At 68.4% G+C, this 26,307-nt stretch carries 27 protein-coding genes and 1 tRNA gene; 17 read left to right on the top strand and 11 right to left on the bottom strand.

What is annotated here, in order from left to right; all coding sequences use genetic code 11:
• Positions 1-128: 128 nt before the first annotated feature.
• Positions 129-479: a nuclear transport factor 2 family protein gene (locus KIH27_RS19495; protein ID WP_214094623.1), complete on the bottom strand. Its 351-nt coding sequence runs from the start codon at positions 477-479 to the stop codon at positions 129-131.
• 125 nt (positions 480-604) lie between these two features.
• Here KIH27_RS19495 and KIH27_RS19490 point away from each other — a divergent pair, with 125 nt between their 5' ends.
• From KIH27_RS19490 to KIH27_RS19475, 4 genes are all read left to right on the top strand, one after another.
• Positions 605-1,309, top strand: a complete 705-nt coding sequence (locus KIH27_RS19490; RefSeq protein WP_214094626.1) for a response regulator transcription factor — start codon at positions 605-607, stop codon at positions 1,307-1,309.
• Positions 1,287-2,771, top strand: a complete 1,485-nt coding sequence (locus KIH27_RS19485) for a sensor histidine kinase (protein WP_214094622.1) — start codon at positions 1,287-1,289, stop codon at positions 2,769-2,771. The genes KIH27_RS19490 and KIH27_RS19485 overlap by 23 nt, the downstream gene beginning before the upstream one ends.
• An 89-nt stretch (positions 2,772-2,860) precedes the next feature.
• Positions 2,861-4,738 carry an alkyl/aryl-sulfatase gene (locus KIH27_RS19480; protein ID WP_214094621.1) on the top strand — a complete coding sequence of 626 codons (1,878 nt, stop codon included), beginning with the start codon at positions 2,861-2,863 and terminating at the stop codon, positions 4,736-4,738.
• Between the two features lie 90 nt (positions 4,739-4,828).
• Positions 4,829-5,437: a histidine phosphatase family protein gene (locus KIH27_RS19475; protein WP_214094620.1), complete on the top strand. Its 609-nt coding sequence runs from the start codon at positions 4,829-4,831 to the stop codon at positions 5,435-5,437.
• Positions 5,438-5,440: 3 nt separating this feature from the next.
• Here the strand turns inward: KIH27_RS19475 and KIH27_RS19470 are convergent, their stop codons facing one another.
• Positions 5,441-5,788 (bottom strand): LapA family protein, encoded by a 348-nt coding sequence (locus tag KIH27_RS19470; protein WP_372451430.1) that lies wholly within the window; start codon positions 5,786-5,788, stop codon positions 5,441-5,443.
• A 187-nt stretch (positions 5,789-5,975) separates the two neighbouring features.
• Between KIH27_RS19470 and KIH27_RS19465 the strand changes: the two genes are divergently transcribed.
• A complete protein-coding gene (locus KIH27_RS19465) occupies positions 5,976-6,500 on the top strand; it encodes a putative glycolipid-binding domain-containing protein (RefSeq protein ID WP_250150419.1) in 525 nt (174 codons plus the stop codon).
• Here KIH27_RS19465 and KIH27_RS19460 read toward each other — a convergent pair.
• Positions 6,463-7,407, bottom strand: coding sequence for a prephenate dehydrogenase (locus KIH27_RS19460; protein ID WP_307856952.1), 945 nt, complete (start codon positions 7,405-7,407; stop codon positions 6,463-6,465). The two genes, KIH27_RS19465 and KIH27_RS19460, sit on opposite strands and share 38 nt — an antisense overlap.
• A gap of 103 nt (positions 7,408-7,510) precedes the next feature.
• On the opposite strand from KIH27_RS19460, the gene KIH27_RS19455 reads away from it, so the two are divergent.
• The 3 genes from KIH27_RS19455 (at position 7,511) to KIH27_RS19445 (ending at position 8,610) form a co-directional block, all read left to right on the top strand.
• Positions 7,511-8,026, top strand: coding sequence for a tRNA adenosine deaminase-associated protein (locus KIH27_RS19455; RefSeq protein WP_214094617.1), 516 nt, complete (start codon positions 7,511-7,513; stop codon positions 8,024-8,026).
• Complete coding sequence (locus KIH27_RS19450) at positions 8,023-8,490, top strand: nucleoside deaminase (RefSeq protein WP_214094616.1); 468 nt, start codon at positions 8,023-8,025, stop codon at positions 8,488-8,490. The genes KIH27_RS19455 and KIH27_RS19450 overlap by 4 nt, the downstream gene beginning before the upstream one ends.
• Before the next feature lie 29 nt (positions 8,491-8,519).
• Positions 8,520-8,610: transfer RNA gene (locus tag KIH27_RS19445), tRNA-Ser, on the top strand.
• A gap of 64 nt (positions 8,611-8,674) precedes the next feature.
• On the opposite strand, the gene KIH27_RS19440 is transcribed toward KIH27_RS19445, so the two are convergent.
• Positions 8,675-9,649 (bottom strand): DUF2510 domain-containing protein, encoded by a 975-nt coding sequence (locus KIH27_RS19440; protein ID WP_214094615.1) that lies wholly within the window; start codon positions 9,647-9,649, stop codon positions 8,675-8,677.
• 189 nt (positions 9,650-9,838) lie between these two features.
• Between KIH27_RS19440 and KIH27_RS19435 the strand changes: the two genes are divergently transcribed.
• From KIH27_RS19435 to KIH27_RS19425, 3 genes are all read left to right on the top strand, one after another.
• A complete protein-coding gene (locus KIH27_RS19435; RefSeq protein ID WP_214094614.1) occupies positions 9,839-10,468 on the top strand; it encodes a vWA domain-containing protein in 630 nt (209 codons plus the stop codon).
• A 227-nt stretch (positions 10,469-10,695) separates the two neighbouring features.
• The gene (locus KIH27_RS19430; RefSeq protein ID WP_214094613.1) at positions 10,696-11,652 is read left to right on the top strand and encodes a protein phosphatase 2C domain-containing protein; all 957 of its coding nucleotides are present in this window, start codon (positions 10,696-10,698) and stop codon (positions 11,650-11,652) included.
• A 29-nt stretch (positions 11,653-11,681) separates the two neighbouring features.
• Positions 11,682-13,688 carry an LppP/LprE family lipoprotein gene (locus KIH27_RS19425; RefSeq protein WP_214094612.1) on the top strand — a complete coding sequence of 669 codons (2,007 nt, stop codon included), beginning with the start codon at positions 11,682-11,684 and terminating at the stop codon, positions 13,686-13,688.
• 9 nt (positions 13,689-13,697) lie between these two features.
• Here KIH27_RS19425 and KIH27_RS19420 read toward each other — a convergent pair whose 3' ends face one another.
• Genes KIH27_RS19420 through KIH27_RS19410 form a run of 3 tightly spaced genes read right to left on the bottom strand, consistent with a single transcriptional unit; the run spans position 13,698 to position 16,425 of the window.
• Positions 13,698-14,237, bottom strand: coding sequence for a DUF4333 domain-containing protein (locus KIH27_RS19420; protein WP_307856951.1), 540 nt, complete (start codon positions 14,235-14,237; stop codon positions 13,698-13,700).
• On the bottom strand, positions 14,234-15,703 hold the full coding sequence (locus KIH27_RS19415; protein ID WP_214094611.1) for a neutral zinc metallopeptidase: 1,470 nt from the start codon (positions 15,701-15,703) through the stop codon (positions 14,234-14,236). The genes KIH27_RS19420 and KIH27_RS19415 overlap by 4 nt, the downstream gene beginning before the upstream one ends.
• Positions 15,700-16,425 carry an Rv3717 family N-acetylmuramoyl-L-alanine amidase gene (locus KIH27_RS19410; protein ID WP_214094610.1) on the bottom strand — a complete coding sequence of 242 codons (726 nt, stop codon included), beginning with the start codon at positions 16,423-16,425 and terminating at the stop codon, positions 15,700-15,702. Before KIH27_RS19410 ends, KIH27_RS19415 begins: the two co-directional genes overlap by 4 nt.
• Before the next feature lie 49 nt (positions 16,426-16,474).
• Here KIH27_RS19410 and KIH27_RS19405 point away from each other — a divergent pair, with 49 nt between their 5' ends.
• Together KIH27_RS19405 and KIH27_RS19400 are read left to right on the top strand one after the other, a co-directional pair.
• Positions 16,475-17,830 carry a WS/DGAT/MGAT family O-acyltransferase gene (locus KIH27_RS19405; RefSeq protein WP_214094609.1) on the top strand — a complete coding sequence of 452 codons (1,356 nt, stop codon included), beginning with the start codon at positions 16,475-16,477 and terminating at the stop codon, positions 17,828-17,830.
• A gap of 3 nt (positions 17,831-17,833) precedes the next feature.
• Positions 17,834-18,298, top strand: a complete 465-nt coding sequence (locus KIH27_RS19400) for an NUDIX hydrolase (protein ID WP_214094608.1) — start codon at positions 17,834-17,836, stop codon at positions 18,296-18,298.
• Here the strand turns inward: KIH27_RS19400 and KIH27_RS19395 are convergent, their stop codons facing one another.
• The 3 genes from KIH27_RS19395 to KIH27_RS19385 are packed head-to-tail and all read right to left on the bottom strand — an operon-like array spanning position 18,299 to position 20,337.
• Positions 18,299-19,714, bottom strand: a complete 1,416-nt coding sequence (locus KIH27_RS19395; RefSeq protein WP_214094607.1) for a serine/threonine-protein kinase — start codon at positions 19,712-19,714, stop codon at positions 18,299-18,301.
• Between the two features lie 42 nt (positions 19,715-19,756).
• Complete coding sequence (locus KIH27_RS19390) at positions 19,757-19,915, bottom strand: DUF8730 family Cys-rich protein (RefSeq protein ID WP_214094606.1); 159 nt, start codon at positions 19,913-19,915, stop codon at positions 19,757-19,759.
• Positions 19,915-20,337 (bottom strand): DUF302 domain-containing protein, encoded by a 423-nt coding sequence (locus KIH27_RS19385; RefSeq protein WP_214094605.1) that lies wholly within the window; start codon positions 20,335-20,337, stop codon positions 19,915-19,917. Before KIH27_RS19385 ends, KIH27_RS19390 begins: the two co-directional genes overlap by 1 nt.
• A 139-nt stretch (positions 20,338-20,476) precedes the next feature.
• Here KIH27_RS19385 and KIH27_RS19380 point away from each other — a divergent pair, with 139 nt between their 5' ends.
• Positions 20,477-21,385, top strand: a complete 909-nt coding sequence (locus tag KIH27_RS19380; RefSeq protein ID WP_214094604.1) for a haloalkane dehalogenase — start codon at positions 20,477-20,479, stop codon at positions 21,383-21,385.
• Here the strand turns inward: KIH27_RS19380 and KIH27_RS19375 are convergent.
• A complete protein-coding gene (locus KIH27_RS19375) occupies positions 21,377-22,060 on the bottom strand; it encodes a TetR/AcrR family transcriptional regulator (RefSeq protein WP_214094603.1) in 684 nt (227 codons plus the stop codon). The two genes, KIH27_RS19380 and KIH27_RS19375, sit on opposite strands and share 9 nt — an antisense overlap.
• An 80-nt stretch (positions 22,061-22,140) precedes the next feature.
• Here KIH27_RS19375 and KIH27_RS19370 point away from each other — a divergent pair, with 80 nt between their 5' ends.
• The 3 genes from KIH27_RS19370 to KIH27_RS19360 all read left to right on the top strand — a co-directional run bounded on the left by KIH27_RS19370 (position 22,141) and on the right by KIH27_RS19360 (position 26,133).
• On the top strand, positions 22,141-22,563 hold the full coding sequence (locus tag KIH27_RS19370) for an MmpS family transport accessory protein (protein WP_214094602.1): 423 nt from the start codon (positions 22,141-22,143) through the stop codon (positions 22,561-22,563).
• Positions 22,560-25,457: an MMPL/RND family transporter gene (locus KIH27_RS19365; RefSeq protein ID WP_214094601.1), complete on the top strand. Its 2,898-nt coding sequence runs from the start codon at positions 22,560-22,562 to the stop codon at positions 25,455-25,457. Before KIH27_RS19370 ends, KIH27_RS19365 begins: the two co-directional genes overlap by 4 nt.
• A 205-nt stretch (positions 25,458-25,662) precedes the next feature.
• Positions 25,663-26,133 (top strand): DUF5078 domain-containing protein, encoded by a 471-nt coding sequence (locus KIH27_RS19360; RefSeq protein WP_214094600.1) that lies wholly within the window; start codon positions 25,663-25,665, stop codon positions 26,131-26,133.
• The last annotated feature ends 174 nt before the right edge of the window (positions 26,134-26,307 follow it).

Here is a 26,307-nt window from a genome sequence, read left to right as displayed (position 1 = left end):
TAGGAGCATCAACGCCGGCCGGGGCCGCGCCGTCCGCCCCGGAGCCACGCTGTTGTCGCGCGAAGGCGGGCACAACAGCACATCCCGCTCTGCGGTGACCGCTGCGTCAGGTGTTGCCGGGGTGGTCGTCAGCCCTTGGGGTGCACCGACTGCGAGATCGTCTGCACGCGGATCAGGCCGGTGGTGGAGTCGAACACGAAGGTGTCGACCCCGTCCACCCGGGCCGCGTCGGTGTCCAGCACCCACTCCAGCAGCAGCACGTCGCCGTCGTAGATCTGGGTCTTGGTCTGCAGTGCGGTAATCGACACCGCCGACGACAACTGGCCGAACGCCGCCCGGATGCCGTCCCGTCCGCGCGCCACCCCGGCGGCGGTGATCAGCACCGCGTCGTCGGCGTAGTCGGCCACCAGTTCGTCGAGGTCGCCGTCCTTGAGCGCGGTCAGGTGGTGGTCGAAGATCTGCTGCGGTGTGCGCGTCATGCCGACGACGATAACCACCGCCGCGGCGCACAGCGCGGGCACAGTGTCGCTACAGGGACAGCCCATCGCCTTCGACATACTGGAATGCGATGACCGGACCGCGCGCCTCGACCGAACGTGTCGTGATGGCGCGTGCGGACGGCTCCCCGATCACGGTGCTGGTGGTCGACGACGAAGCCGTGCTGGCCGAGATGGTGGCGATGGCGCTGCGCTACGAGGGCTGGAGCACCGTCAGCGCCGGTGACGGCGCCGGTGCGATCGCGGCGGCCAAGGCCGACCGGCCCGACGTGGTGGTCCTCGACATCATGCTGCCCGACATGAGCGGCCTGGACGTGCTGCGCAAACTGCGGGAGACCAACCCCAACCTGCCGGTGCTGTTCCTGACAGCCAAGGACGCGCTGGAGGACCGGATCGCCGGGTTGACAGCCGGCGGCGACGACTACGTCACCAAGCCGTTCAGCATCGAGGAGGTGGTGCTGCGGCTGCGGGCGCTGCTGCGGCGCACCGGGGTTGCCACCGCGGACAGCGGCGCGCAACTGGTCGTCGGCGACCTGGTGCTCGATGAGGACAGCCACGACGTGACCCGCGGCGGTGAGCCGATCACGCTGACCTCCACCGAATTCGAACTGCTGCGCTACATGATGCACAACGCCAAGCGGGTGCTGTCCAAGACGCAGATCCTGGATCGGGTGTGGGACTACGACTTCGGCGGGCGGTCCAACATCGTCGAGCTGTACATCTCCTACCTGCGCAAGAAGATCGACAGCGGCCGGGAGCCGATGATCCACACCCTGCGCGGCGCCGGCTATGTCCTCAAGCCCGCCCCCTAGCCCGGGGCGCCCCTGGTCACTGCGGGCCCGCCTGCTGGCCGGTCAGATCGCGGTCCTCGTCATCGCCTGCCTGGGCATCGGGGCGGTCACCGCGTTCGCACTGCACCAGTACCTGGTCACCCAGCTCGACAAACAACTGTCCGATGCCGTGCACCGCTCGTCCCGGTTGCACGGAGAGCCGCCACCGCCGTCCTGGCGGCATCGGCATCAACCCCGGCCCGGACCCGGCCCGGATTTCCTCGACGCCCCGGGACAGCCCGTCGGCATGATCGCCGCGGTGGTCCGCGACGGCACCCTGGTGAACGCCGCGTACCTGGACAGCACCGGCACCCGCACCGAACTCAGTGCGGACGCCGTCGCGGAACTGGCGGCCGACGCCGGCGGGCACCGCCCGGCCACCGTCCGGCTGGACGGCGTCGGCCGCTACCGGGTGGCCGCCGGCCGCGCCCGGCACGGCGATGACGTGGTCGTCGTCGGGCTGCCGCTGGCCGCGGTGGACGCGACCGTGCTGCGGGTGCTGCTGATCTTCGCGGTGGTGATCCTGTTCGCGGTCGCCGCCGCCACCACCGCCGGGATCCTGGTGATCCGCCGGGCGCTGGCGCCGCTGGGCCGGGTCGCGCAGACCGCCGCCGAAGTGGTCGATCTGCCGCTGGATCGCGGTGAGGTGACGCTGCCGGTCCGGGTCGGTCCGGCGGACGCCGATTCGCACACCGAGGTAGGCCGGCTGGGCCTGGCGGTGAACCGGATGCTCGACCACATCGCCGCGGCGCTGTCCACCCGCCAGGCCAGCGAGACCCGGGTGCGGCGGTTCGTCGCCGACGCCAGCCACGAGCTGCGCACCCCGCTCACCGCGATCCGGGGATACGCCGAACTGGCGCAACGCATTCCGGACGACCCCGACGCGGTGACGCACGCGCTGAGTCGGGTGATATCGGAGTCCGAGCGGATGACGGCCCTGGTCGAAGACCTGCTGCTGCTGGCCCGGCTCGACTCCGGCCGGGCGCTGGAGCACGAGACGGTGGACCTGTCGGCGCTGGTGATCGACGCCGTCAGCGATGCGCACGTCGCCGGTCCGGACCATCAGTGGCGGCTCGACCTGCCCGACGAACCGGTGCTGGTCGCCGGCGACGCCGCCCGCCTGCAGCAGGTGCTGACCAACCTGCTGGCCAACGCCCGCACCCACACCGGACCGGGCACCGTCGTCACCGCGGGGCTGACCGTCGACGGGCCGGAGGTCGTGCTGCGTGTCACCGACGACGGGCCGGGTATCCCGGAACCGTTGCAGCGGGAGATCTTTCAGCGGTTCGCCCGCGGGGATTCGTCACGGTCCCGCAAGGCCGGCAGTACCGGGCTGGGGTTGGCGATCGCCGCCGCGGTGGTCAAGGCGCACGGCGGAAGCATCGCCGTGGACAGCCGGCCCGGCCACACCGAGTTCAGCGTCCGCCTGCCCGCCTCCCCCTGAGCGCAGCCGTGCACAACTCACCGGCAAACCCGCAGGTGGACCCGGTGAACTCTGCACGGTGACGGGGGTGAGGTGGCAGGCTCGTCGGCATGGACCCGAAACCCGTCAGCGCCACGGTCGCCGCGACCAACCGTGCACACCTGACCGGCCTGCCGTTCGACGACACCGCTGATTTCGCCGACGCCGACCGCGGTTTCATCGCGGCGCTGCAACCGTGTGTGATCACCGCCGCCGACGGCCGGGTGGTGTGGGACAACGACAGCTACGCCTTCCTCGCGGGCGATCCGCCACCGTCGGTGCACCCCAGCCTGTGGCGGCAATCCCAGCTCACCGCCAAACAGGGTCTCTACGAGGTGATTCCGGGCATCTACCAGGTTCGCGGCCTGGACATCTCCAACGTCACGTTCGTCGAGGGCGACACCGGCGTCATCGTCATCGACCCACTGATCTCCACCGAGGTCGCCGCCGCGGCCCTGGCCCTCTACCGTGCGCACCGGGGTGATCGCGCCGTGCGGGCAGTGATCTACACCCACAGTCACGGCGACCACTTCGGCGGTGTGCTGGGCGTGACCAGCCAGGCCGACGTCGACGCCGGCCGGGTCGCGGTGCTGGCGCCGGAGGGCTTCGTCGAACACGCCGTGGCCGAGAACGTCTACGCCGGAACCGCGATGACGCGCCGCGCAAGCTACATGTACGGGACGCTGCTGCCGCGCGGGCCGCAGGGCCAGGTTGGCTGCGGGCTCGGGCAGAACACCTCCACCGGGGAGTTCGCCCTGATCCCGCCGACCGTGACGATCCGCCGAACCGGGGAGACCCACACCGTCGACGGTGTCGAGATCGAGTTCCAGATGGCACCCGGCACCGAGGCCCCCGCCGAGATGCACTTCTACTTCCCGCAGTTCCGGGCGCTGTGCCTGGCCGAGAACGCCACCCACAACCTGCACAACCTGCTGACGCTGCGCGGCGCGCTGGTGCGCGATCCGCGGGCCTGGGCGGGCTGCCTCACCGAGGCCATCGACACCTTCGCCGAGCGAACCGACGTCGTGTTCGCCTCGCATCACTGGCCGACCTGGGGCCGGGCGCAGATCGTGGAATTCCTTTCGCTGCAACGGGATCTGTACGCGTACCTGCACGACCAGACGCTGCGACTGCTCAACCGGGGCTACACCGGCGTCGAGATCGCCGAACAGTTCCAGCTGCCGCCGGCGCTGGAGCGCGCGTGGCATGCCCGCGGCTACTACGGGTCGGTGAGCCACAACGTGAAGGCCGTCTACCAGCGCTACATGGGCTGGTTCGACGGCAACCCGGCCCGGCTGTGGCCGCACCCTCCCGAGGCGCTGGGGCCGCGCTACGTCGCGGCGCTCGGTGGCGCGGACCGGGCCGTCGAACTGGCGCGGCAGGCGTTCGACGATGGTGATCTCCGGTGGGCGGCAACACTTCTGGACCACATCATGTTCACCGACAGTCAGCACCACGCGGCCCGGGAGCTCTACGCCGACACCCTGGAGCAGCTGGCCTACGGCGCCGAGAACGCGACCTGGCGCAACTTCTTCCTGTCCGGTGCCACTGAACTGCGCGACGGCAACTTCGGCGTGGCCAACACGCTGGCGTCGCCGACGGTGCTGGCGCAGCTGTCCGCCGAGCAGATCTTCGACATGCTGGCGATCACCGTCAATGGCCCGCGTGCATGGGATCTGCAACTCGCCCTGGACATCTCGTTCGCCGATGTCGGCGCTGACTATCGGGTGACGCTGCGCAACGGGGTGCTGGTGTACCGCCGAGCATCGGCCGATCCGGTGAGCGCGGACGCGTCCGTCACCGCGGCCACCCGGATGCGACTGCTGAGCGCCGCGCTCGGCGACACCACCACACCGGGGCTGACGGTCTCCGGTGACCCGGCGGCACTGACCACGCTGCTGGGTGTGCTGGATGCCCCCGACCCCGGCTTCAACATCGTCACCCCCTGACCCCCCCTTGGCGCGAGCGTGCACAACTCACCGGCAAACCCGCAGGTGGACCCGGTGAACTCTGCACGGGGGGAAAAGTAGGGTGACCCGATGCAGTTGCTGCTGATCCGCCACGCCCTGCCGCTGCGCAGCGAGCACGGCCAGGGCGCCGACCCCGAACTGTCCGACGTCGGGATCGAGCAGGCCCGGCGCCTGCCGGAGGCGCTGGCCCGGTTTCCGATCAGCCGGGTGATCGCCAGCCCGCAGCGGCGCGCGATCCAGACCGCCGAACCGCTGGCGAAGGCCCGCGGTCTCACCGTCGACGTCGAGGACCGCTTCGCTGAATACGACCGGGACATGCCCGGCTACGTGCCCGTCGAACAACTGCGCACTGAGCAACCGCGGGCGTGGGCGCGGATGGCGGCCGGTCACCTGCCGCCCGGGGTGGACGAGGAGGCGTTCTGCGCGCGGGTGGCCGCCGGGTTGGCCGACACGGTCGCGGCATCCAGACCTGACGACACGGTGGCCGTCTTCAGCCACGGCGGGGTGATCAACGTGGTGCTGCACCAGATTCTGGGCACCGCACGGCTGCTGTCGTTCCCGATCGACTACGCCTCGGCGACCCGGCTGCTGTACTCCCGTTCCGGTCAGGCCTCGGTGGAGGCGACCAACACCACCGAGCATGTCTGGGATCTGTTACCGCGCAACCAGCGCGGGTAGCCGCTAGCGGTGGTGCGCGGCGAGTGCCTTCTTGGCGGCGCGGCGCAGTTGAAAGATCCGGACTGTGCCGACCAGGACGGTGAGCAGCCCGCCGCCGACGGCGGCCAGCAGGATCACCACACCCAGTTGCAGTTGAGGGGTGGTCCAGGCGAGGAAGTGGACGCTCACCAGTGTGTTGCCGTTCTGGGTGACGAAGATCAACAACACGATCAGCGCGAAGAAACCCGCGACCAGTGCAGCCCACAGCGCACCGGCGCGGGTGAACTTCATCTCTGGTGCGGGCGGTGACGCCCCGGGCCCGTCGTGCATGGGCTCGGCGGGCACGGGCTGGTCGCTGCTCATGGGTGACATCTTGCCGTCTGACAGCCGGAAATGAACCGGATCGCGCCGTGTTGGTGACAGAGTTTCTCGTTCCCGGTCCGACCTGCCACTCGGGGCTGCGCATCGTGGACCGGTCGCTTACGGTGGTCCGGTGAGCGCAGCTCCTGCCGGCCGGTGGCCGGCGATCCTGACCTGGCGGGCGCCGAGTGGCGAACGGATGGAATCGGTACGAGTGCAGTTGTCCGGCAACCGGATCCGGGCCAACGGCCAGATCGTCGCCGCCGCCACCGCCGAGCATCCCGCGTTCAGCGCCTATTACGACCTGCAGACCGACGAGTCCGGGGCGACCAAGCGGCTGGGGCTGACCGTCATCCTCGCCGAGCGGGAGCGCCAGCTGCTGATCGCCCGTGACGAGGAGAACATGTGGCTGGTCGCCGACTATCGCGGGCAGTCCCGCGCCGGCTATGCGGGCGCGCTCGACGTCGATCTGGTGTTCAGCCCGTTCTTCAACGCCCTGCCGATCCGGCGGGCCAGGCTGCATGAGCGCGCAGCCGAGGTGACGCTCCCGACGATCTACGTCCGCCTGCCGGAGATGTCGATCAGCACCGCCGAGACCAGCTACAGCAGCGGCGAGGCCGGGATCACGGTGCGCAGCCCGGGCGCCGACCCGGCGGGCACCACCGTCACCGTCGACGACGACGGGTTCATCGTGAACTATCCAGGGTTGGCAGCGCGGCTCTGATCACCCCGCCGGCCCGTCCGGCGGCCGCCAACTCAGCGCGCCAGCCGTCGGCGCCGACGACGACCGCGATGATCTCCGAGCGGGGGAAGTTCTCGTAGCGGGTGCGCGCGGCATGCCCCTGGTTGACCAGTTCGGCGATGGAGTCCGACGCCGACAGCGCGTCCCGCGCCCCGGACAGCAGTTCGATCGCGCGGTCCAGCGCCGGCAGCAGCCGCAGCCAGTTGCCCTCGCACATCGCCAGCACCAACTCCGGTGCGGTGCCCGCCACCCGGGTGCCGTCCCGGAACGACCCGGCCGCCAGCCCGAACGCCAGCGGCACATCGGCGGCGGTGACGGCCAGCGCTTCGGCCAGCAGATGCGGCAGGTGTGAGATGACGGCCGCGGCGGCGTCGTGCTCGTCCGAGCGGGCCGGGACCGCCACCGAGCCGCAGTCCAGGATCAGGTCGAGCACCGTCGCGAACACCGCCGGATCCACCTGGTCGTCGACGCTGATCACCCACGGCGCGCCGACGAACAGCGTGGCGTCACCGGCCGGCCAGCCCGAGTGGACGGTGCCGGCCATCGGATGCCCGCCGACGAACCGATCCGCCAGGCCCGCTGCGACGACCATCTCAAGCACCGGGCCCTTGACGCTGGTGGCGTCGGTCAGCGGGCACTGCGGGGCCAGCCGGGCGATCTCGGCCAGCAGCGTCGGCAGTGGCGGTAGCGGGACCGCGATGACGATCAACGCGCCTGCCGCCGCCGCCCGGGTCAACGCGCCCTGCAGGTCGGTGGTGGCGTCGAACCCGTCGGCGACCGCGGCGTTCACCCCGTCCGCCGACCGGTTGTAACCGAACACCTCCCGGCCGGCCGCTGCGGCGGCGCGCAGCACCGATCCGCCGATCAAGCCCAGCCCCAGCACACACACCGGCGTCTTCGTCGTGTCGTCAGCCACGCCTCTACATTGGCATATCCCGCGGTCCGCCAACCGTGCTGGTCATCGTGATAATCGGCGACTACCGTAAGCGCCCATGGGAACACAGGGCGTGTCTGCGCAGGGCCGGCCGGCGGAGACGCTGGACGGGTTCGGTGTGGCGGTGGTGCGCGAGGACGGCAAGTGGCGCTGCACCCCGATGCGTTCCGCGGCGCTGACTTCTCTGGTGGCCGCCGAGACCGAACTGCGTGAGTTGCGCAGTTCCGGGGCCGTCTTCGGTCTGCTCGACGTCGACGACGAGTTCTTCGTGATCGTCCGGCCGGGGCCGGCCGGCACCCGGCTGCTGCTGTCGGATGCCACCGCGGCGCTGGACTACGACATCGCCGACGAGGTGCTGGACAAGCTCGACGCCGACATCGACGCCGAAGACCTCGAGGACGCCGAGCCGTTCGAGGAGGGCGACCTGGGTGTGCTCGCCGACCTCGGGCTGCCCGAAGCCGTGCTCAGCGTCATCCTCGATGAGTCCGATCTGGACATCGACGAGCAGTTGCACCGGATCGCCGCGGAGATGGGCTTCGACGAGCAGCTGACGGCGGCGCTGCGGCAACGGTGAACGACCGGCCGGCTGACGAGGAGTTGATCCGCGCCGCGCTGGCGGCGGCCGCCGCGGCCGGACCGCGTGACGTGCCGGTGGGCGCGGTGGTGTTCGGCCCGGACGGGACGGTGCTGGCGCAGGCCGCCAACGCCCGCGAAGCGCTCGGCGACCCGACCGCGCATGCCGAGATGTTGGCGATCCGCCAGGCCGCCACCGTGCTCGGCGACGGCTGGCGGCTGACCGGCGCGACGCTGGCGGTCACCCTGGAGCCGTGCACCATGTGCGCCGGCGCGCTGGTGGCTGCCCGGGTCGCCCGCCTGGTGTTCGGGGCGTTCGAGCCGAAGACCGGGGCGGTCGGCTCGCTCTGGGACGTGGTGCGGGATCGCCGGCTCAATCACCGCCCCGAGGTGCGCGGCGGGGTGCTGGCCGCCGAGTGCGCCGCGCCGCTGGAGAAGTTCTTCGCCGGGCAGCGATTGGGCTGACGGGCACCTCATTGGGTACGCTGTCCCGCGGTGGCGTGTCCGAGCGGCCTAAGGAGCACGCCTCGAAAGCGTGTGACGGGTAACCCCCGTCCGAGGGTTCAAATCCCTCCGCCACCGCCAAACTTCTCCCAGTGCATCTGTGCTGGGAGAAGTCTGCTTTCAGGACGTCGACAGTCCACCTCTGCTATTGCACCCGGTTGTCGCCGCCAGGCTGCTGCTTCGCACCCATGAGGTACGCGGCGGTGCCCAGGATCGCGAGGCCGAATGACACCAGGCACGCGACAGCCAAACCTCCGCCCACCGAGAAGTCCATGCCAGCGACATCTGCGGGATCACCGAATGTGCCGCGGATGTCGAACAGATGGCTGATGCACAGCACCGCGGCGGAAGCGCTGACTGCTGCTACGGCGGCCGCCACGTATTTACGCTGCGGTAGCCACAAGTAAGCAAGTGCCGCGATGAGCACGACGATTCCCAGTACGAGTGATACCCAACCGGGGTTGGTGTTCGACGGCAGGAAAACGCCACCGGAGCTGGCCAGATTTGTCACCGTTCCCGAGACGGTACCGTCGGTAAAGGTTCCACTCGCAGTTGGACTGCCCATGCCGGGAAATGAAAGGGTCACCGAGCCCATGCCATGGAGATCGGTGTAGGGACCCCTGGCCCGACACCATGTCGTGAACGAGGCGGCAATTAACGTGACTGCACCAGCGGCCATCGCCAATCCGATCGCTTGATCGACACCACCGACCATCCCGCCCTGCAGTCTGGCCAGCCACTGTTGTTGCGGGATCCGGGATGTAGAGATGCCCTGACCGGCAACTGGCGCCGACGGGTAAGAACCAGCCTCCACGATGGGGCCGGGATAGCCGTACACAATCGGTGGTGGCGTCCAGGGTGGCACGTTGTTGGCGGCATTCGGCTTGGTGTGGCCTGAAGGACTGTACGCGTCAAAGGGATCCGCCGGCGGTGCGAATCCGGGTGACACAGGCGGGTGACCTCCGGTTCCAGGCGGCGGGACCGACTGTTCCGTGCCGGGGTATTGAGGGGCTGCAGGCTTTCGCTTCCTCTGGGGCGTCCACACTTCGCCGTCAAAGTAGCGCAGAGCGTCGGAACCATCAGGGTCGTCGTACCACCCCTGCGTCTGCGGCGTCGTCATAAAGGGCCACCTTAGGTCGATCGACGGTGCGGCGACTATGGTATGACAGTCGGGCCGTCCGCACACTGGGCTGTGGCTTGTCACCGAGAGTTGCAAGTCGACGCATCCTGCGCGGTGGGGCTTGAGTCGTCTTGGTGGGAACGGGGGCGCTGGGTGGAGCCAAAAGGGTCGATTCTTCTTGTCTATTTCGTGGCTGACGAGTCCGGCTCGATGGGCTCCAACATCGGTGAGCTCAATGACGGGCTGTGGTCGCTGCAGGATTCGTTGCAAAGGCAGCCGTTTGCGGCCGCCCGCGTGCGATTCTCAGTGATCGGTTTCTCCGACTCGGCGTTTACTCACCTGGAAGCCGCTGATCTGCGGTTGACGGCGTGGGTTCCAGATCTGAGGGCGCAAGGCCTGACATCGTATTCCGCGGCATTCGATCAGTTGCGCCACCGGATTTCCGTTGACGTTCCACACCTCAAGAAACAGGGGTTCTCGGTGCTGCGCCCAGCGGTGTTCTTCTTGACTGACGGGCAACCCAACGGCAATGAAGACTGGCGTGCTGCGCGAGGCAGGCTTCTCGGCGAATCCGCCAGACCGAACATCATCGCCTTCGGGATCGGCGACGCCGATGCCCGTATCGTGTGCGAATTGGCCACCGACGAGAAATACGCCTTCCAGTCTGCACACGGGGCTGACACCGGCGCGGCGTTGTCGGAGTTCCTGACGTCGCTGACGCAGTCAGTCGTCAGCTCGGGCCAGGCGGTCGCCTCAGGGCGGGGCGAGTTACAGTTTGAAAGACCCGCCGGCTTCACGTTGGCCGTGGACGTCATCTAGCTGCCGAGGCCAGGGTGTCCTTCAGATGGGGTCGGCGTGGAAAGTCGAGCACTCAGCCCAGCGAAACTGAACGCCTGGAATCCGCCGAGCGACGTGATGCGCTCACTGCGTCAGTTCCGTTGGCGGATAGCACGTCCACGGAGTACTCGGATATACCACCGAATTGGCCGTATCCAACGGTGCACACGCCCTCTCGTGAGGCCGTTGTCTCGGGAAGGGGTGATTCAGTGCCGGTTTCGGATGTGACCGGTCCACTGAGTATTCCGCGGATCATCGTCGGGCAACCCTCACACGTCGGAGAGCCCGCCGCAGTCGGCACCGGCTTCCGCTCGTTTCCCTACCGGCCCGCTGCTGTTATAGACGGATGGTCGACAGCTGCGGCGACCATCCGGGCGGCTTCCCTACGTGGGCACCTGCACTGCTACAACGGCGCGCCTCGTCAAGACGACGTCTGCGTGCACCAGTTGCCGGGCGGGCGGATCGTCGTTGCCGTTGCAGACGGTGTGTCGGGTGCGTCGCAATCACACCTCGGGGCCGCTTGTGCGACCAAGGTCGCCGCTGATTGGCTGCGTGCACACATCGATGGCGATCTCACTCGGATCGACTGGCTCCAGTTGTACAAATGCGTCGCATGGGATCTTGCCGAACGCGTTCAGGGCTTGTTCGGACTCGCCGAACCTGACCCGATACGTGCCGAACAAGAACTTGCGACCACCTTGGTGTGCGCGGTGATCGAACCCACCGGTATGGGCGCCCTCCGCGCGTACCTCACCTGCGTTGGTGATTCTGGGGCCTGGCTGCTGTCGAACGGCGAGTTCATGCCAGTCCTTGGCGGCAAGCCGACGTCCGGTGATGGGATTGCATCGGCTGCTGTCACCGGGTTGCCCAGGGTGCCTCGGGATATCACGCCGACGGTGGTGGATTTCACCAGCGGAGATGTGCTGTTGATCGGCACTGACGGCGTCGGTGATCCGCTTGGGGATGGGCAGGGTGGAGTCGGCAAGCTCTTTCACGCGGTACTGGGGGTTGCTTCGCCGCCATCGGTGATCGAGTTCGCGCACGCTGTCGATTTCAGTCGTGAAATGTTCGACGACGACAGGACACTTGTGGCGGTGTGGCCGCGGTATGCGGTTTCGGGGCATTCTGATGACGGCGGGTCGACGTACAGAGGGCTAGGTGGGTGATGCCGAGACAGGTTATACAGCGGGCTGAGTTGGGCGATCTGACAAAGATCGGTCAGGGTGGCCAGGGGACTATCTATCGAGCGCCAGGCGTCAAAACCGACTTCACAGACGCTATGGTTTATAAAGAGTACAAGTCTCAGATCGTTGACGAAATCGATTTCGATGCATTGGCAGCGATGCCGAATCTTGTTGAGAACGCACTATCGCATCGGGATGGTGAACGTCTCATCGCGATAGCCGCATGGCCATGTGAGGTTGTCGAGGCAGACGGACGGCCGACGGGATTCTTGATGCCGGAGATTCCGAGCCGCTTCACCATGCCGTTGACGACATTGAAGGGGGTGGCCTACGAGCTTGCGGAATTTCAACATCTGCTGAATCCGCAGGAGGTTCTCGATGCCAGGCGCATCACGATTGACGATGTGCAGCGCTACCAGCTGTTACGGGAAGTGGCGTCCGGACTGGCGTTCCTGCACGGCCATAAGGTGTGTGTCGGAGATGTATCACCGAAAAACTTGCTCTTCGCTCGGGAGCCGCATGAGGCCATTTATTTTGTCGACTGTGATGCCATGCGTATCGCAGGCCAGTCGGTGCTTCCGCAGGTCGAGACACCAGGATGGGAGGTGCCATCCGGCGAAGAATTGGCGACTGTCCATTCCGACGTCTACAAGCTCGGGTTACTCGCACTTCGGCTAATTCAAGGAAGTCAGATCGCCACCACCGCAGGCGACCTGCCCAAGTCGGTACCGCTCGCCGTGCGTCAGATTATTTCCGACACCCTGCAAAACCCGCCGGAGGCACGCCCGCCCGCCACCGCCTGGGCCTATGTGATGGGTCACGCCATTGAAGCTGCCCAGCATCACAGGAAGACCGCAGCAGCGGGAGGTTCGGCGCAGCCATCCGAGTCCGAGGTCTCGGAGTTTTCCGATACCGCGGTTGAGGGGTCACTGGACGACGCGAATTCTCAAAAGGAGCAGGCGTCGTCACCTGCTTCGTCCGGTGGTGGCAGGGGTCGCCGATGGACCGCTTGGCAACTGGTGGCTGCTACCGCGGTGATTGGGATCGTTGCTGGTGCGGCGGTGGCGCTGGGCTTGACGCGAGGGAGTCGGACGGAGCCCGCCTCGGCGTCGTCGGCAGTCTCAACCCAACGGGGTACAGCAGCGGTTGCGACCATCCCGTCTGTGCCGGAGTCTGCGCCCGCGCCACTCGGAGCGAATTGCGGGGTGAATCTGGCTGATTCCCGAGTAGTCACCGTAGTCCAGCAGTTGCCCCCGTACCCGGGAACCGGCTGGCGATGGAGCACCGACCCGGCCACGTTCGAAGGCAACTACAACGCGTGTGCGGCGCTGTCGACGGTGCTGGTGACGGTGGAGATGGCAACCGGCAGTTCCCCGGTCACCGCCCTGATGTTCCACAACGGCGACTACCTGGGTACGGCCACATCGAAGGCCTATGGGTTTACGTCGCTGAACACCGCCGCGACGACCGGTGACACCGTCGTCCTGGACTACAAACAGCCCGGGGCGTGCAACGCCTGCGCGCCCGCTGGAGTCACCACCGTGCGCTACCGGTGGCAGAACGGCCGGGTCGAGATGCTCGACCCACCGCCACCTGACCCAGACGCACCGGCGCCGAGTGCCGCCACTGCGAGTTCTTACGTCCGTACGGAGTCGGGTCGCGTTCGCTGCCTACTCAACTCGGCGGCCGCACCATTCCACTCAGAATCCGTCATATGTGAAGCATCCGGGCCGGCACCGTCTGCAGGGGGGAACAACAGCGGCTTCTTGCAAGCGCCTATGACCTCGTACGGCAGCCACTTTCATAACGCGGTCGTAGACGCCTCGGGTGCATTTTATTTCCAAGACGGCGGAAACATCGGTGGGGCCGGTCAAGGCGTTGACACCGTTTTGCAGTACGGGCGGACTTATCAGATGGCCGGGTGGACGATCCAGCCAAGCGTTGAGGGCACCCGTTTCACCAACGACCGCACCGGCCACGGCATGTTCGTCGCGATCGAGAAGGTCACGCCCTTCTGAGCCGGCCCGTCACCGTGGCCGGTCGACCTCGTAGGTCCCGGCGTCGTCGGTGAACACCACGGCCACCCGGCGCACGGCACCGTCGACGGTCACTGTGCAGGTGAAGCCGGACCCGCTGCGCACCACCGGGTTGCGGCCGTCGTTGCAGCGGACGGCCGACACGTCGTCGCGCCCATAGCCGTTGATCGGGTCGAGGAGTACCGCCCGCACGCCCCGCTGGGCAGCGGTGACGTCCAGTTCGGCCCCGCCGCCGCCGAGATCGCCCAGCAGCACGACCAGCAGCACCCCGGCCACCGCGAACAGCACCACGGTGACACCGATCAGCAGGTTGCGCGCCGTGTTCCGCACCGGGGCGGGCGCCTCGGCAACGGCAGCCGCCGGGGCCGGGCGCTGCGGCGGGTGCCGCGGGGGTGGGGCGGTGTGCATGGCGGGCGCCGGCCGGTGCGCCGGCACCGGGGGCCGGTCGAGTGGGGGTTGGCTGGGTGGCGGCCGCCGGTAGGCCAGGTACCAGGGTTCCTCCGGCGGCCCCGGCCGCTGCGGCCCGGTCACGGGAACCGCCCGAAGCAGCCGTCGGTGTCACCGTGCAGCCCCGACCGGAACGCCAGGATGCGGGTGAACCCGGCCGGCACGGTGTCACCGCCGACGTCGCTGGCCGCCATGCCGTTCATCAGCAGCCCGGTGACCGCCTCGTCGAGGTCGCCGCCGGCCAGGATCAGCCCGGTCCCGTCGGATGGCAGCGTCATCGGCTCGGCCATCCGGCGTTGCGCCACGCCGGTCAGGCAGGCGGTGCGCAGCGCCGCGGCCGCCGAGTCCAGGTTCACGCCGCGTTCGCGCTGCACCGCCTGGGCGTACCGGGACGTCACCACCGATATCCCGGTGTTGTCGCCCTGCGGCAGGCCGTGCTCGGTGGGATCGCTGGGCGCACTGAGCTTCTGCAGGGCGGGCAGGTCGACGACGACGGTGTCGGTGGCCAGGCAGTAGGCCACCGGGTCGGCCCGCTGACCGCTCGGGCAGTCGACCGCCGAGGTGGACAGCGCCGGCGGTGATGCCGGGCCGAAGATCTGCCCCAACTGCGCCATCAACGTGGCCAGCACCGAATCATCGATCGTCGTCTCGCTCTGCGGGGTCGTCGAGTCGAACAGTGCGGGCGGCAGGTCCCCGCGCCGCCTGCGGATCTCCTTGCCGTCGATGGCGGCACACATGTCCGCGCCGCCGTCGAACCCGATCTGGAAGGCGCCCACCCGATCCAGCGCGGTGCCGTGCTCGTCGGCGGACACGTCGACCAGCTGATCAGCCGTCGAGATCGGATCGCGGGTGACGATCAGCCCCGCCAGCACATGATTGAGGCCGTCCCCGGTACTCAGTTCGGCGCGCGGTGAGCTCCCCGCCGCCACCCACTGCAGGTACACGCCGGCCAGGCAGTCCGCCTGTTGCTCGCGGACCAGGGTCTTCGTCAGCGGGTTCACCAGGTGCGCCATGTGCTGCAGGGCGTGGCCGTATTCGTGGGCGATGACCCCGTTGATCGCCATGGGGCCGAAGTACTTTCGGGCCGTCGGCATGAACTTGCCCCGGTCCCAGGCCATGGTGTCCACCCGGCGGCAGTACATGGCGTTGCGGAATTGGTAGGCCGGATGGCCGCAGACCGGGGGATTGGCCGGGTCGGTGGAGTCGTAGGAGACCAGATGCGCCACCGGTGTGAACCGGCCGTGCAGCCCGTCGGCGTAGTGCTGTGTCCAGAAGTCCTCGATGTCGTCGACCGCCAGCAGCGCTAGCCGGTCGATCTCCCCGCCGTCGCTGTCCTGCACCCGCGGGGTCACCGGCGGCGGTGTCCCGCGTGGCCCGCTCGGCCCGTCGGTGGCGGGCAGGCCGCCGACCCGGCCCGGGTTGTAGAGCATCGCCACCGCATGCCCGGTCACCACGGTGACCTCGCCCGTCCCGCACCCGGCAAGCAGCACCGCGCCCAGAACGGCGAGGGTGCCCCGGGCGATGTCAGCCGCCCGCCGGGTTCCCGTCATGGCCCGCGTAGGTACTCGACGATGCCCGCCGTGACCGCTGCGGCGTAGCGCTCCCGGCCGTCGGCGCTCTCCAGCAGTGCCGCGTCCTCGGCGTTGCGCATGTTGCCCAATTCGACCAGCACCGCCGGGTATTCGGCCAGGTTCAGCCCGGCCAGGTCGGCCCGGCCGTAGAGTCCGTCGGCGCCGAGGTAACTCGACTCGGGGATTCCGGCAGCGGCCATCGAGTCGCGGATCGTCGACGCCAACCGCACCGCCGGCCCGGCCTGGGCTTCGTTCAGCGGCGGGCTGGAGTAGTTGACGTGGAAGCCGCGGCCGGACGCCGGGCCGCCGTCGGCGTGGATGGAGACGATCGCGTCCGGGTGCGCGGCGTTGGCCGCGGCCGCCCGCGCATCGATGCACGGGCCGACCGAGGAGTCGTCGCCCCGGGACATCTCGGTGCGCACGCCCTGCGCATCGAGCGCCGCCCGGATTCGGTTGGTCACATCCCAGTTGAGGCTGTGCTCGGGGTAGCCGTCGTTGCCGGCGGTGCCGCTGGTCTGGCAGGGCTTGGTGCCGCCGCGGCCGTTGGGCACCTGACGGTTCATCGACGCGTCGTTGGCCCCGCTGTGACCGGCGTCGAGGAAAACCGTCTTGCCGGCCACCCCCGTGTCCGCTGTCGCGACCGGTGTCGGCAGCGCGCAGCAAACGGCCACCGCAACGCAGAGAACGGACACGCGGCGCATCGCGAAAGACTAGCAAGCGGGCCGGGGCGGATCGGGGTGTAATAGACCGATGCGCCTGATGTCACCGACCGATTCGATGTTCCTGCTTGCCGAGAGCCGGGAGCATCCCATGCACGTCGGCGGGTTGATGCTGTTCGAACCGCCGGCGGGCGCCGGCCCGGAGTTCGTCGGCGAGATGTACCACTCGCTGCTGGGCCTCAGCGACTTCCAGCCAGCCTTCCGCAAACACCCGGCGACCATCTTCGGTGCGATCTCGGGCCTCGGCTGGGCCTACGACGACGACGTCGACGTGGAGTACCACGTCCGGCACTCCGCGCTGCCGGCGCCGGGCCGGGTGCGTGACCTGCTGGAGTTGACGTCACTGCTGCACGGCAGCCTGCTGGACCGGCACCGGCCGCTGTGGGAGGCGCACCTGGTGGAGGGGCTGGCCGACGGGCGGTTCGCGGTGTACGTCAAGATCCACCACTCGCTGGTCGACGGCGTCTCCCTGCTGCGGCTGCTGCGCCGCACGCTGTCGACCGATCCGGCTGACACCGACGTGCGCGCGCCGTGGACGGTGGCGCACGCGCCGCGGCCGCGGCAACCGACGTCGCGACTGAATGAACTGGTGGGGCTTGCCAAAGGTGTTGCCGCCCTGGGCCCGTCGACGTTCGGTCTGGCGCGGGCGGCGCTGGTCGAACAGCAGTTGACGCTGCCGTTCGCCGCCCCGCGCACCATGTTCAACGTCAACATCGGCGGTGCTCGCCGCTGCGCGGCGCAGTCCTGGCCGGTGGCGCGGTTCCAGGCGATCAAACGGGCGGCCGGGGCCACCGTCAACGACGTCCTGCTGGCGGTCTGCTCGGGCGCGCTGCGCGCCTACCTGGAGGAGCAGAACGCCCTGCCGGATCAGCCGCTGGTGGCGATGGTGCCGGTGAGCCTGCGCACCGAAGCGGAGGCCGACTCGGGCGGCAACATGGTCGGCACCCTGCTCTGCAACCTGGCCACCGACGTCGTGGACCCGGCCAAGCGGCTGGAGACGGTCGCCGAATCGATGCGGCGCAACAAGAAGGTGTTCAGCGAGTTGCCGCGCGCCCAGGCGCTGGCGCTGTCCGCGGCCAACATGGCACCACTGGCGCTGGCCGCGATCCCCGGCTTCGTCTCGACGGCCCCGCCGCCGTTCAACATCGTCATCTCGAATGTGCCGGGACCGACCGAGCCGATGTACTGGGCGGGTGCCCGCCTGGACGGTAACTACCCGCTGTCGATCGCGCTGGACGGGCTGGCGCTGAACATCACCGTCGTCAGCAATGCCGGCAATCTCGACATCGGGCTGGTCGGCTGCCGGCGTTCGGTGCCGCACCTGCAGCGACTGCTCGGGCATCTCGACACCGCGCTGGAGGAACTGGAACGCGCGGTGGGCGGATAGTCGATGCCGCGGCACAGTGCCGGACTGCTGCTGTACCGGGGCGCCGGTGCCGCCGTCGAGGTGCTGATCGTCCACCCGGGCGGGCCGTTCTGGGCACGCAAGGACGACGGTGCCTGGTCGATCCCGAAGGGGGAGTACACCGGCGACGAGGATCCCTGGGCGGCGGCGCGCCGCGAGTTCGCGGAGGAGGTCGGTGTGCCCGCCCCCGATGGGGCGCGGCTGGACCTCGGGTCGGTCACCCAGGCCGGTGGCAAGGTGGTCACCGTGTTCGCGGTGGCCGGAGATCTGGATGTGCAAGCTGCGTACAGCAATACGTTCGAATTGGAGTGGCCGCCGCGGTCGGGGACGATGCGGGAGTTCCCCGAAGTCGACCGGGTCGAGTGGTTCGCCGTCGAACAGGCGCGGGTCAAACTGCTGGCCGGTCAGCGACCGTTCCTGGACCGGCTGCTGGCCCACAGCGGGCGATGATCATTCGCACGCCGAATCCAGTTCCCCGACAACATCTGTCAGCCGGTCCCGCAGAGTGCCCTGCTCCTCGGCGGTCTTGCCGGCCAGGTAGTTCATCGCCAACGCGTCCAGCGTGTCGATGTAGGCGTTGACGGTCCGGGTCAGGTCGGGCGGGGTCGCCGGCTGTTTCGCCAGTTCGGCGCGGACGTAATCGGCGCTGTGCGCCAGCGCAAGTCGCGCATTCGCCGCGACGCCCAGGTCCCCGGCGGGGTCGCCGGGGACCGGGTTGGTCATGTTGGTGTTGGTTTGGACCACCGCCCGGGCCAGGCCGGTTGCGTCGCAGACCTTCTGCTTCGCCGCGGCGGCCTGCTGCGGCGTGTAGGCCGGTGCGACGGCCGACTCCGGTGCCGCGGCACTGTGCGCGGCACCGTCGGCGGGCGCTGCCGGGACGAAGTGGCCGCCGATCGCCACCACCAGTGCGATCACGGCGATGGCCAGGGCGGCATAGGCGAGCGGCCGCGCTGAATTCGGCTGACGCGGTGCGGGTATCGGCGTTGCGGCGAGAGCGCGGGCGAATCCCGGCGGTGGCACCGGTGGGTGCTGCGGCGCGGCCGGTGTGCACAGTGCCCACTGCGCGGCGGCGCACATGGCGCCGGCACTGGGGTAGCGGCTCTGCGGATCCTTGGCCATCCCGATCGCGATCACCTCGTCGAGTGCGGCGGGCAGGCGCGGATCGGCGGCACTGGGCCGCGGCGGTGGACTCGAGAGGTGGCCGGTGATGGCCTGCTGCAGGGTGGTCGCGGCGAACGGGGCACGCCCGGTCAGCAGCGTGTAGAGCACGCAGGTCAGCGCGTAGACATCAGCGGCGCTGGTGGCCTCCTGTCCGCGGCACCGCTCCGGCGCCAGGTGGGCGACCGCGTCGATCTGGTTGCCAGCGGACGTGACGCCGGCGTCGTCGGTCGGTTGGGCGATCCCGAAGTCGACCAGGTAGGCGAAGTCCGTCGGCGTCACAATGATGTTCTGCGGCTTGACATCCCGGTGGGTCAGTCCGAGCGAGTGCGCCGCGTCGAGTGCCGCGCCGATCTGGGTGATCAGTGCGACCGCGCGCTGCGGCGGCAGCGGACCGTCCTGGATCAGTCGCTGCAGTGACTGGCCTTCGATCAAACGCATGTCGACGTACAGGCACCCGTCGATCTCGCCCCAGTCGTGGATCGGCACGACGTGCGGTGCCCGCAGCATCGCCGCATCGTGCACGTCCTGCCGGAACCGGTTGCGGTAACTGCTGTCGGTCGCGTACCGGTGGGCCAGGATCTTCAGCGCGACGGTGCGGTTCTTGCTGGTGTCATACGCTTCGTAGACCGCACCGACGCCGCCGTGACCGAGCGGGCGGACGATGCGGTATCTGCCGAACTCGGTGCCGACACGCGGTGTGGTCATCCGGATCAGGCTAGTGGTGTGCGCGGGCCCACCGCGTTGCGCCTAGCGCCGCCAGAAGGAGCGCCGCTCGGCGGGCTTCGCCTCCGGGTGTCCGGGGCACCATTGCGCCGGTGGAACCTGGGCCTGCACCTCGGCGATGTGCGCGCCGCAGCCGTCCCAGGTGGTCTTGCCGCAAACCCGGCAGGGTGCGGGGTAGCACATCAGCGGGTCCTCCCGGCGGTGTCGCTGGCCAGGACGGCGATGACGTTGCGGATCTTCTCGGTGACTTCCTCGGCGACCGGTGCGATCGCCGGGTTGTCGATGACCTGCCCCATCAGCTGCGGGTTCATCGCATCGATGTGCACGGTCGTCGGGTCGTGCGGGTCCTGGCGGACGACGACGTTACACGGCAGCAGCACGCCGATCTGCTTCTCGATCGACACCGCCCGGTGCGCCAGGGCGGGGTTGCAGGCGCCGAGGATGACGTACGGCTCGGTGTCCTCACCCAGCTTGGCCTTCAGGGTGGCCTGCATGTCGATCTCGGTGATGACGCCGAACCCGTTGTCCTTCAGGGCGTTGCGGGTGTCGGCCAGGGCGGTGCCGAAGTCGGTGCCGCTGATCGAGGTGCTCAGTGCGATGGACATGTGAGCCACTCTACCAAATACCTACGGGGGTATCCACCGCAAAGGTTTCCACGCCGAACGTCACGCCAGGGGGCACTCGGAGGCGACCGCCACGCCAGCGTGACGTTCGGCACTGGGGGAGGGGCGTAGGTTCGGCGTCATGGAGAAACTGCGGACCCCCGACGCCCGGTTCGCCGCCCTGCCGGATTTCGGCTACCCGCCGCAATACGCCGAGATCGATGACTTGGACGGCGGCACCCTGCGGATCGCGTGGGTGGAAGACGGACCGGCTGACTCCGACCCGATCCTGATGCTGCACGGCGAACCGTCGTGGTCGTTCCTGTACCGGAAGATGATGCCGATCCTGGCCGCCGCCGGCCACCGGGTGATCTGCCCGGACCTGGTCGGCTTCGGCCGCTCCGACAAGCCTGCGAGCCGCGAGGACCACAGCTACGCCCGCCACGTGGAGTGGATCCGGACGTTGGCCTTCGACGTCCTCGAGCTGCGGAACGTGACCCTGGTCTGCCAGGACTGGGGCGGGCTGATCGGACTGCGACTGGCCGCCGAGCAGCCGGACCGGTTCGGGCGGATCGTCGTCGCCAACACCGGGCTGCCGACCGGCGACGTGCCGATGCCGGAGGTCTGGTGGCGGTTCCGGGAGGCCATCCAGGGCGCTCCCGAGTTGAACGTCGGCTGGTTCGTCCAGTCCGGTTGTCGCACGCCGCTGAGCGATGAGGTCCGGGCCGCCTACGACGCCCCGTTCCCCGACGACGCCCACTGCGCCGGGCCGCGGGCCATGCCGTCGCTGATCCCCACCGCCCCCGACGACCCGGCCGCTCCGGCCAACCGGGCGGCGTGGGCGGCGCTGTGCGCGTCGCCGACGCCGATGCTCGTGGCGTTCAGCGACGGCGATCCGATCACCGGGGCGATGGCGCCGATCTTCATCCGGGAGATGCGCGGCGCCCGGGGTCGCGAACATCCGGTGATCGGCGGGGCGGGGCATTTCCTGCAGGAGGACGCCGGCGAGGAGTTCGCCCGGCAGATCGTGGCGTTCCTGCGGTCAGTCTGACTGGTCGAGCAACCCGATGCAGGTCGCGGTGAGCAGTCGGGTGAGCGCGGTGCGGAAGTCGAGGTTCCAGTCCGGCGGCACCTCCGGGTCCAGCGCGTAGGCGTCGGCGAGGCCCTCGGGCGGGTTGGCCAGCTGCCACAGTGTCGCGGCCAGCGAGTGGGCGGCCAGCACCAGGTCCAGTGCGTTCTGCTCGGTCAGGCCGGGCAGCGCCCGGTGCACCTCGGCGACGATCCGCAGTCCGGCGGCGGTGCTGTCCCGCTTCACCTCCACGACCCGGTCGAGGTCGACCTCGTGCTCCAGGTGCAGATGCAGGTTGGACAGCAGGTCGCAGAAGAGCGGGTCCGCGGCGAGCCCGTCGGCCAGGGCGCGCGACACCCGTGCCGGCGATGCCGGACCGGGCGACTGCAGTGCCGTGCAGACGTGCTCCGCCCAGCGCTGCCAGCCCTGCACGGCCAGGCGCAGCAGCACCTCCTTGTGCGAACTGAAGTAGCGCCGCACTGCTGAGTAGTGCACCCCGGCACGACCGGCGACCGCGGTGAGGGTCACCGAGGCGACGCCGTTCTCCTGTGCGACGAAGCGGGCGGCCTCCATCAGTGCTTCGGCTCGCTGCCGTTTCTTCTCCTCGCTGCGAGCGCGCTGGAATGAGAGTTGCCGCACCGGCCTACAGTAACGCACACTATGTGCGTTGCAGCTTTTCCGTGAGTGCTGTTAGGGTACCCTAACGTGCCGGGTGAAGGGGACTCGAGATTTTCAAGGTGCTGAACCGGGTGTGGATACCCCTCGTGATCGTGGCCGTGATCGCCGTCGCCGCGTTCATGGTGGTGCGCATCCACGGCTTCTTCGGGTCCGAGCACCGGCCGTCGTACTCGGACGGCCAGGTCGACGACACCAAACCCTTCAACCCCAAGCACCTGACCTACGAGGTCTTCGGCCCGCCCGGGACCATCGCCGACATCAGCTACTTCGACGTCAACTCCGAACCGCAGCGCGTCGACAGTGCCCACCTGCCGTGGAAACTGGAGATCGTCACCACCCTGCCGGCCGTGGTGGGAAACATCGTCGCGCAGGGGGACAGCAACAGCATCGGCTGCCGGATTCTGGTGGACGGGGAGGTGAAGGCCGAACGGATCTCCAATGAGGTGAACGCCTACACCTTCTGTCTACTGAAGGCCGCATGACGGGCCACAGCCGACCCGAGCGGACGTTCGTCGCACAGACCATCCGCCGCCTCGCGATCCCGATTATCCTGGGCTGGATCGGGCTGATCGTGGCGTTCGGCGTCTTCATCCCGCCACTGGAGCAGATCGGCAAGGAGAACGCCGTCTCGGCCAGTCCGGTCGATGCGCCGTCCATGCAGGCGATGACCCGGATGGGCAAGGTCTTCGGCGAGTCCGACTCCGACAGCACCGCGATGATCGTGCTGGAGGCGGACCGCCCCCTCGACGACGCCGACCACGAGTACTACGCCGACATGGTGGGCAAGCTCAAGGCCGACACCGCCCACGTCCAGCACGTCCAGGACTTCTGGGGCGACCCGATGACGGCGGTCGGAGCGCAGAGCGCCGACGGCCGGGCCACCTACGTGCAGTTGAACCTGGTCGGCAACATCGGTCAGGCGAAGGCCAACGAGTCCACCGAGGCCGTGCGCGACATCGTCGAGTCGATCAAGACGCCGCCCGGCCTGACCGTCTACGTGACCGGCACCGCGGCGCTGGCCGCCGACATGAACCACGCCGGCGACAAGTCGATGGTGAAGATGATGATCGTCACCGTCGTGGTGATCGTGACGATGCTGCTGCTGGTCTACCGGTCGGTCACCACCATCGTGTTGCTGCTGGTCATGGTCGGCCTGGAACTCGGAGCGGCACGTGGGGTGGTGGCGTTCCTGGGCTATCACCACCTGGTGGGATTGACGACGTTCGCGGTCAACCTGTTGGTCTCACTGGCGATCGCCGCCGGTACGGACTACGCGATCTTTCTCATCGGCCGCTACCACGAGGCGCGCCAAGCAGGCGAGGACCGGGAAACGGCCTACTACACGGCGTTCCACGGTGTCTCCCATGTCATCCTGGGCTCCGGCCTGACGATCGCCGGGGCGACGTTCTGCCTGCACTTCACCCGGATGCCCTACTTCCGGTCGCTGGGTATTCCCTGCGCGACGGGCATGGTCGTTTCGGTGGTCGCCGCGCTGACCCTGGGGCCGGCGATCATCACCGTCGCCAGCCGATTCGGCCTGCTCGACCCGAAACGTGCGATGAGCACCCGCGGCTGGCGGAAGGTGGCGACGGCGATCGTCCGCTGGCCCGGACCGATCCTGGTCGCCTCGCTGGCGATCGCCTTCGTCGGCCTGGTGGCGCTGCCCGGGTACGCACCGGCGTACGACGACCGGCAGTACGTGCCGAAGGACATCCCCGCCAACGAGGGCTTCGCCGCCGCCGACCGGCACTTCTCCCAGTCCCGGATGATGCCCGAGGTGCTGCTGGTCGAGGCCGACCACGATCTGCGCAACCCGGCGGACTTCCTGGTCATCGACAAGCTGGCCAAGGCCGTGTTCAAGGTGGTCGGCATCTCCCGGGTGCAGGCGATCACCCGCCCGCAGGGCACCCCGCTGGAGCACACCTCGATCCCGTTCCAGATCAGCATGCAGAACGCCGGTCAGATGCAGACCATGCACTTCCAGAAGAAGCGCATGGACGACATGCTCACCCAGGCCGACGCGATGGGCGAGACCATCGCCACCATGCGCAAGATGTACGACTACATGAGCCAGTTGGCCAGTACCACCCATGAGATGGTCGGCGAGATGGACGTTCTGCAGGGGCAGATCTACTCGGTCCGCGACCACATCGCCGACTTCGAGGACTTCTGGCGGCCCATCCGCAGCTACTTCTACTGGGAGCCGCACTGCTACGACATCCCGATGTGCTTCTCGCTGCGCTCCGCGTTCGACATGGTCGACGTGATCGACGAGATGAGCGACAGCATGGACAAGATGATCAAGTCCCTGGGCGACATGGACGCGCTGATGCCGCAGATGCTCACCACGTTCCCGCCGATGATCGACACCATGCAGACCATGCAGACGATGATGCTGACGATGCACAGCACGATGTCGGGCATGTTCGCCCAGATGGAGGAGATGGGCGACAACGCCACCGCGATGGGCAAGGCGTTCGACGACTCCAAGAACGACGACTCGTTTTACCTGCCGCCGGAGGTGTTCGAGAACGCCGACTTCAAGCGGGCCATGAACATGTTCCTGTCGCCGGACGGCCACGCGGTCCGGATGATCATCAGCCACCGCGGCAATCCGGCCACCGCCGAAGGCATTTCGCACATCGACAAGATCCGCACTGCCGCCGAGGAAGCGCTCAAGGGCACGCCGCTGGAGGACGCCAGGATCTACCTCGGCGGGACCGCGGCGCTGTTCAAGGACATGCACGACGGCTCCAACTACGACCTGCTGATCGCCGGGATCGCTTCGCTCTGCCTGATTTTCATCATCATGCTGGTGATCACCCGCGCGCTGATCGCGGCGCTGGTGATCGTCGGCACGGTGGCGCTGTCGCTGGGTGCGTCGTTCGGGCTGTCAGTGCTGGTCTGGCAGCACATCATCGGCATGCCGCTGCACTGGCTGGTGCTGGTGATGAGCGTCATCATCCTGCTGGCGGTGGGGTCGGACTACAACCTGCTGCTGGTCTCCCGGATGAAGGAAGAACTGCACGCCGGCCTGCACACCGGGATCATCCGGGCGATGGGCGGCACCGGCAAGGTGGTGACCTCGGCCGGGTTGGTCTTCGCGTTCACGATGGCGTCGATGGCGGTCTCCGATCTGGTCATCATCGGACAGATCGGCACCACCATCGGGCTGGGGTTGATGTTCGACACCCTGATCGTGCGGTCGTTCATGACGCCGTCGATCGCGGCGCTGCTCGGCCGCTGGTTCTGGTGGCCGATCAACGTACTGCCCCTGGTGGGCGGCAAAGCCGAACGGGAGCGCGAGGAGGCGGCCGCGCACACCGCCGAAGCGGAGGCCGCGACCACCGATGAGTTCGCCAAGCCGTTCGCGTGAGCCTTGGTGCGGCCACCACACCGGGCGGCCGGCTGTGAGCGATCACATGCATCAGGCCAGGTCGACAAATTAGGTAGCATGACTAAAGTTATGTAGCATCGGTTTCTGGGTCGGATGGCCCCCGCTCGGCGCAGTCGCTTCGGCCGCTTCATCCGTCTCAACTCAGGGATAGGGAAAGGGCCCGAAAATGGCTACAGTGAAATCCATGCGTACACACCGCCTGAGCCCGGTGCTGCGCGGCGCCGCGGTCGCTGCGGTGGCCGGCATCGCCGCCTCGCTCTTCCCCGCGATCGCCGGCGCCGACTCCACCGATGACTTCCCCATCCCGCGGCGCATCATCCGCACCGACTGCAGCGCCGAACAGATCCTCGCCGCCACCCGCGACACGTCGCCGGTCTACTACGAGCGGTACATGATCGACTACCACAACAAGCCGGTCGCCACCCAGCAGGCCGCCCAGGAGAAGATGCACTGGTTCTTCTCGCTGGACCCCGCACAGCGGCGCGCCTACTCCGAGGAACTGGCCACCAACTTCGCCGACCCGGTGACCCTGTCCTGGCCGAACCACGCCAAGATCTTCTTCAACAACAAGGGCGTCGTCGCCAAGTCGACCGACGTCTGCGACCAGTACCCGCGCGACGACATGTCGGTGTGGGACTGGGCGCCCAAGCCCTGATCGAGCGCCGGCCGTCGTCCGCGCGTTGTAACTCCTGACCCGACCGCACGTTTCGGCGCAGCCGTACCGGGAACCCGGGGGTACTGCGTGTGCCCGCCTCTGCGCGACAAATTCCGGCGCCAGCGTTAACGGCGGGACGTTGATGCTCCTATAGGTTGTCAAGCCGCGAGGAGG

The sequence above is a fragment of the Mycolicibacter acidiphilus genome, from assembly GCF_018455725.1.
Taxonomy (GTDB): Bacteria; Actinomycetota; Actinomycetes; order Mycobacteriales; family Mycobacteriaceae; genus Mycobacterium; species Mycobacterium acidiphilum.
The sequence above is the reverse complement of the archived record's forward strand: the minus strand, read 5'-3'. Positions and strand labels throughout refer to the sequence as shown.

What these genes read in the sequence shown, in the direction of transcription:
- KIH27_RS19385 (WP_214094605.1), bottom strand. Translation starts at nt 20,337, where the DNA reads ATGTCCATCGCACTGAGCACCTCGATCAGCGGCACCGACTTCGGCACC.
- KIH27_RS19495 (WP_214094623.1), bottom strand. Translation starts at nt 479, where the DNA reads ATGACGCGCACACCGCAGCAGATCTTCGACCACCACCTGACCGCGCTC.
- KIH27_RS19475 (WP_214094620.1), top strand. Translation starts at nt 4,829, where the DNA reads ATGCAGTTGCTGCTGATCCGCCACGCCCTGCCGCTGCGCAGCGAGCAC.
- KIH27_RS19470 (WP_372451430.1), bottom strand. Translation starts at nt 5,788, where the DNA reads ATGTCACCCATGAGCAGCGACCAGCCCGTGCCCGCCGAGCCCATGCAC.
- KIH27_RS19390 (WP_214094606.1), bottom strand. Translation starts at nt 19,915, where the DNA reads ATGTGCTACCCCGCACCCTGCCGGGTTTGCGGCAAGACCACCTGGGAC.
- KIH27_RS19455 (WP_214094617.1), top strand. Translation starts at nt 7,511, where the DNA reads ATGGGAACACAGGGCGTGTCTGCGCAGGGCCGGCCGGCGGAGACGCTG.
- KIH27_RS19415 (WP_214094611.1), bottom strand. Translation starts at nt 15,703, where the DNA reads ATGACGGGAACCCGGCGGGCGGCTGACATCGCCCGGGGCACCCTCGCC.
- KIH27_RS19480 (WP_214094621.1), top strand. Translation starts at nt 2,861, where the DNA reads ATGGACCCGAAACCCGTCAGCGCCACGGTCGCCGCGACCAACCGTGCA.
- KIH27_RS19400 (WP_214094608.1), top strand. Translation starts at nt 17,834, where the DNA reads ATGCCGCGGCACAGTGCCGGACTGCTGCTGTACCGGGGCGCCGGTGCC.
- KIH27_RS19465 (WP_250150419.1), top strand. Translation starts at nt 5,976, where the DNA reads ATGGAATCGGTACGAGTGCAGTTGTCCGGCAACCGGATCCGGGCCAAC.
- KIH27_RS19405 (WP_214094609.1), top strand. Translation starts at nt 16,475, where the DNA reads ATGCGCCTGATGTCACCGACCGATTCGATGTTCCTGCTTGCCGAGAGC.
- KIH27_RS19360 (WP_214094600.1), top strand. Translation starts at nt 25,663, where the DNA reads ATGCGTACACACCGCCTGAGCCCGGTGCTGCGCGGCGCCGCGGTCGCT.
- KIH27_RS19490 (WP_214094626.1), top strand. Translation starts at nt 605, where the DNA reads ATGGCGCGTGCGGACGGCTCCCCGATCACGGTGCTGGTGGTCGACGAC.
- KIH27_RS19485 (WP_214094622.1), top strand. Translation starts at nt 1,287, where the DNA reads ATGTCCTCAAGCCCGCCCCCTAGCCCGGGGCGCCCCTGGTCACTGCGG.
- KIH27_RS19440 (WP_214094615.1), bottom strand. Translation starts at nt 9,649, where the DNA reads ATGACGACGCCGCAGACGCAGGGGTGGTACGACGACCCTGATGGTTCC.
- KIH27_RS19380 (WP_214094604.1), top strand. Translation starts at nt 20,477, where the DNA reads ATGGAGAAACTGCGGACCCCCGACGCCCGGTTCGCCGCCCTGCCGGAT.
- KIH27_RS19395 (WP_214094607.1), bottom strand. Translation starts at nt 19,714, where the DNA reads ATGACCACACCGCGTGTCGGCACCGAGTTCGGCAGATACCGCATCGTC.
- KIH27_RS19365 (WP_214094601.1), top strand. Translation starts at nt 22,560, where the DNA reads ATGACGGGCCACAGCCGACCCGAGCGGACGTTCGTCGCACAGACCATC.
- KIH27_RS19410 (WP_214094610.1), bottom strand. Translation starts at nt 16,425, where the DNA reads ATGCGCCGCGTGTCCGTTCTCTGCGTTGCGGTGGCCGTTTGCTGCGCG.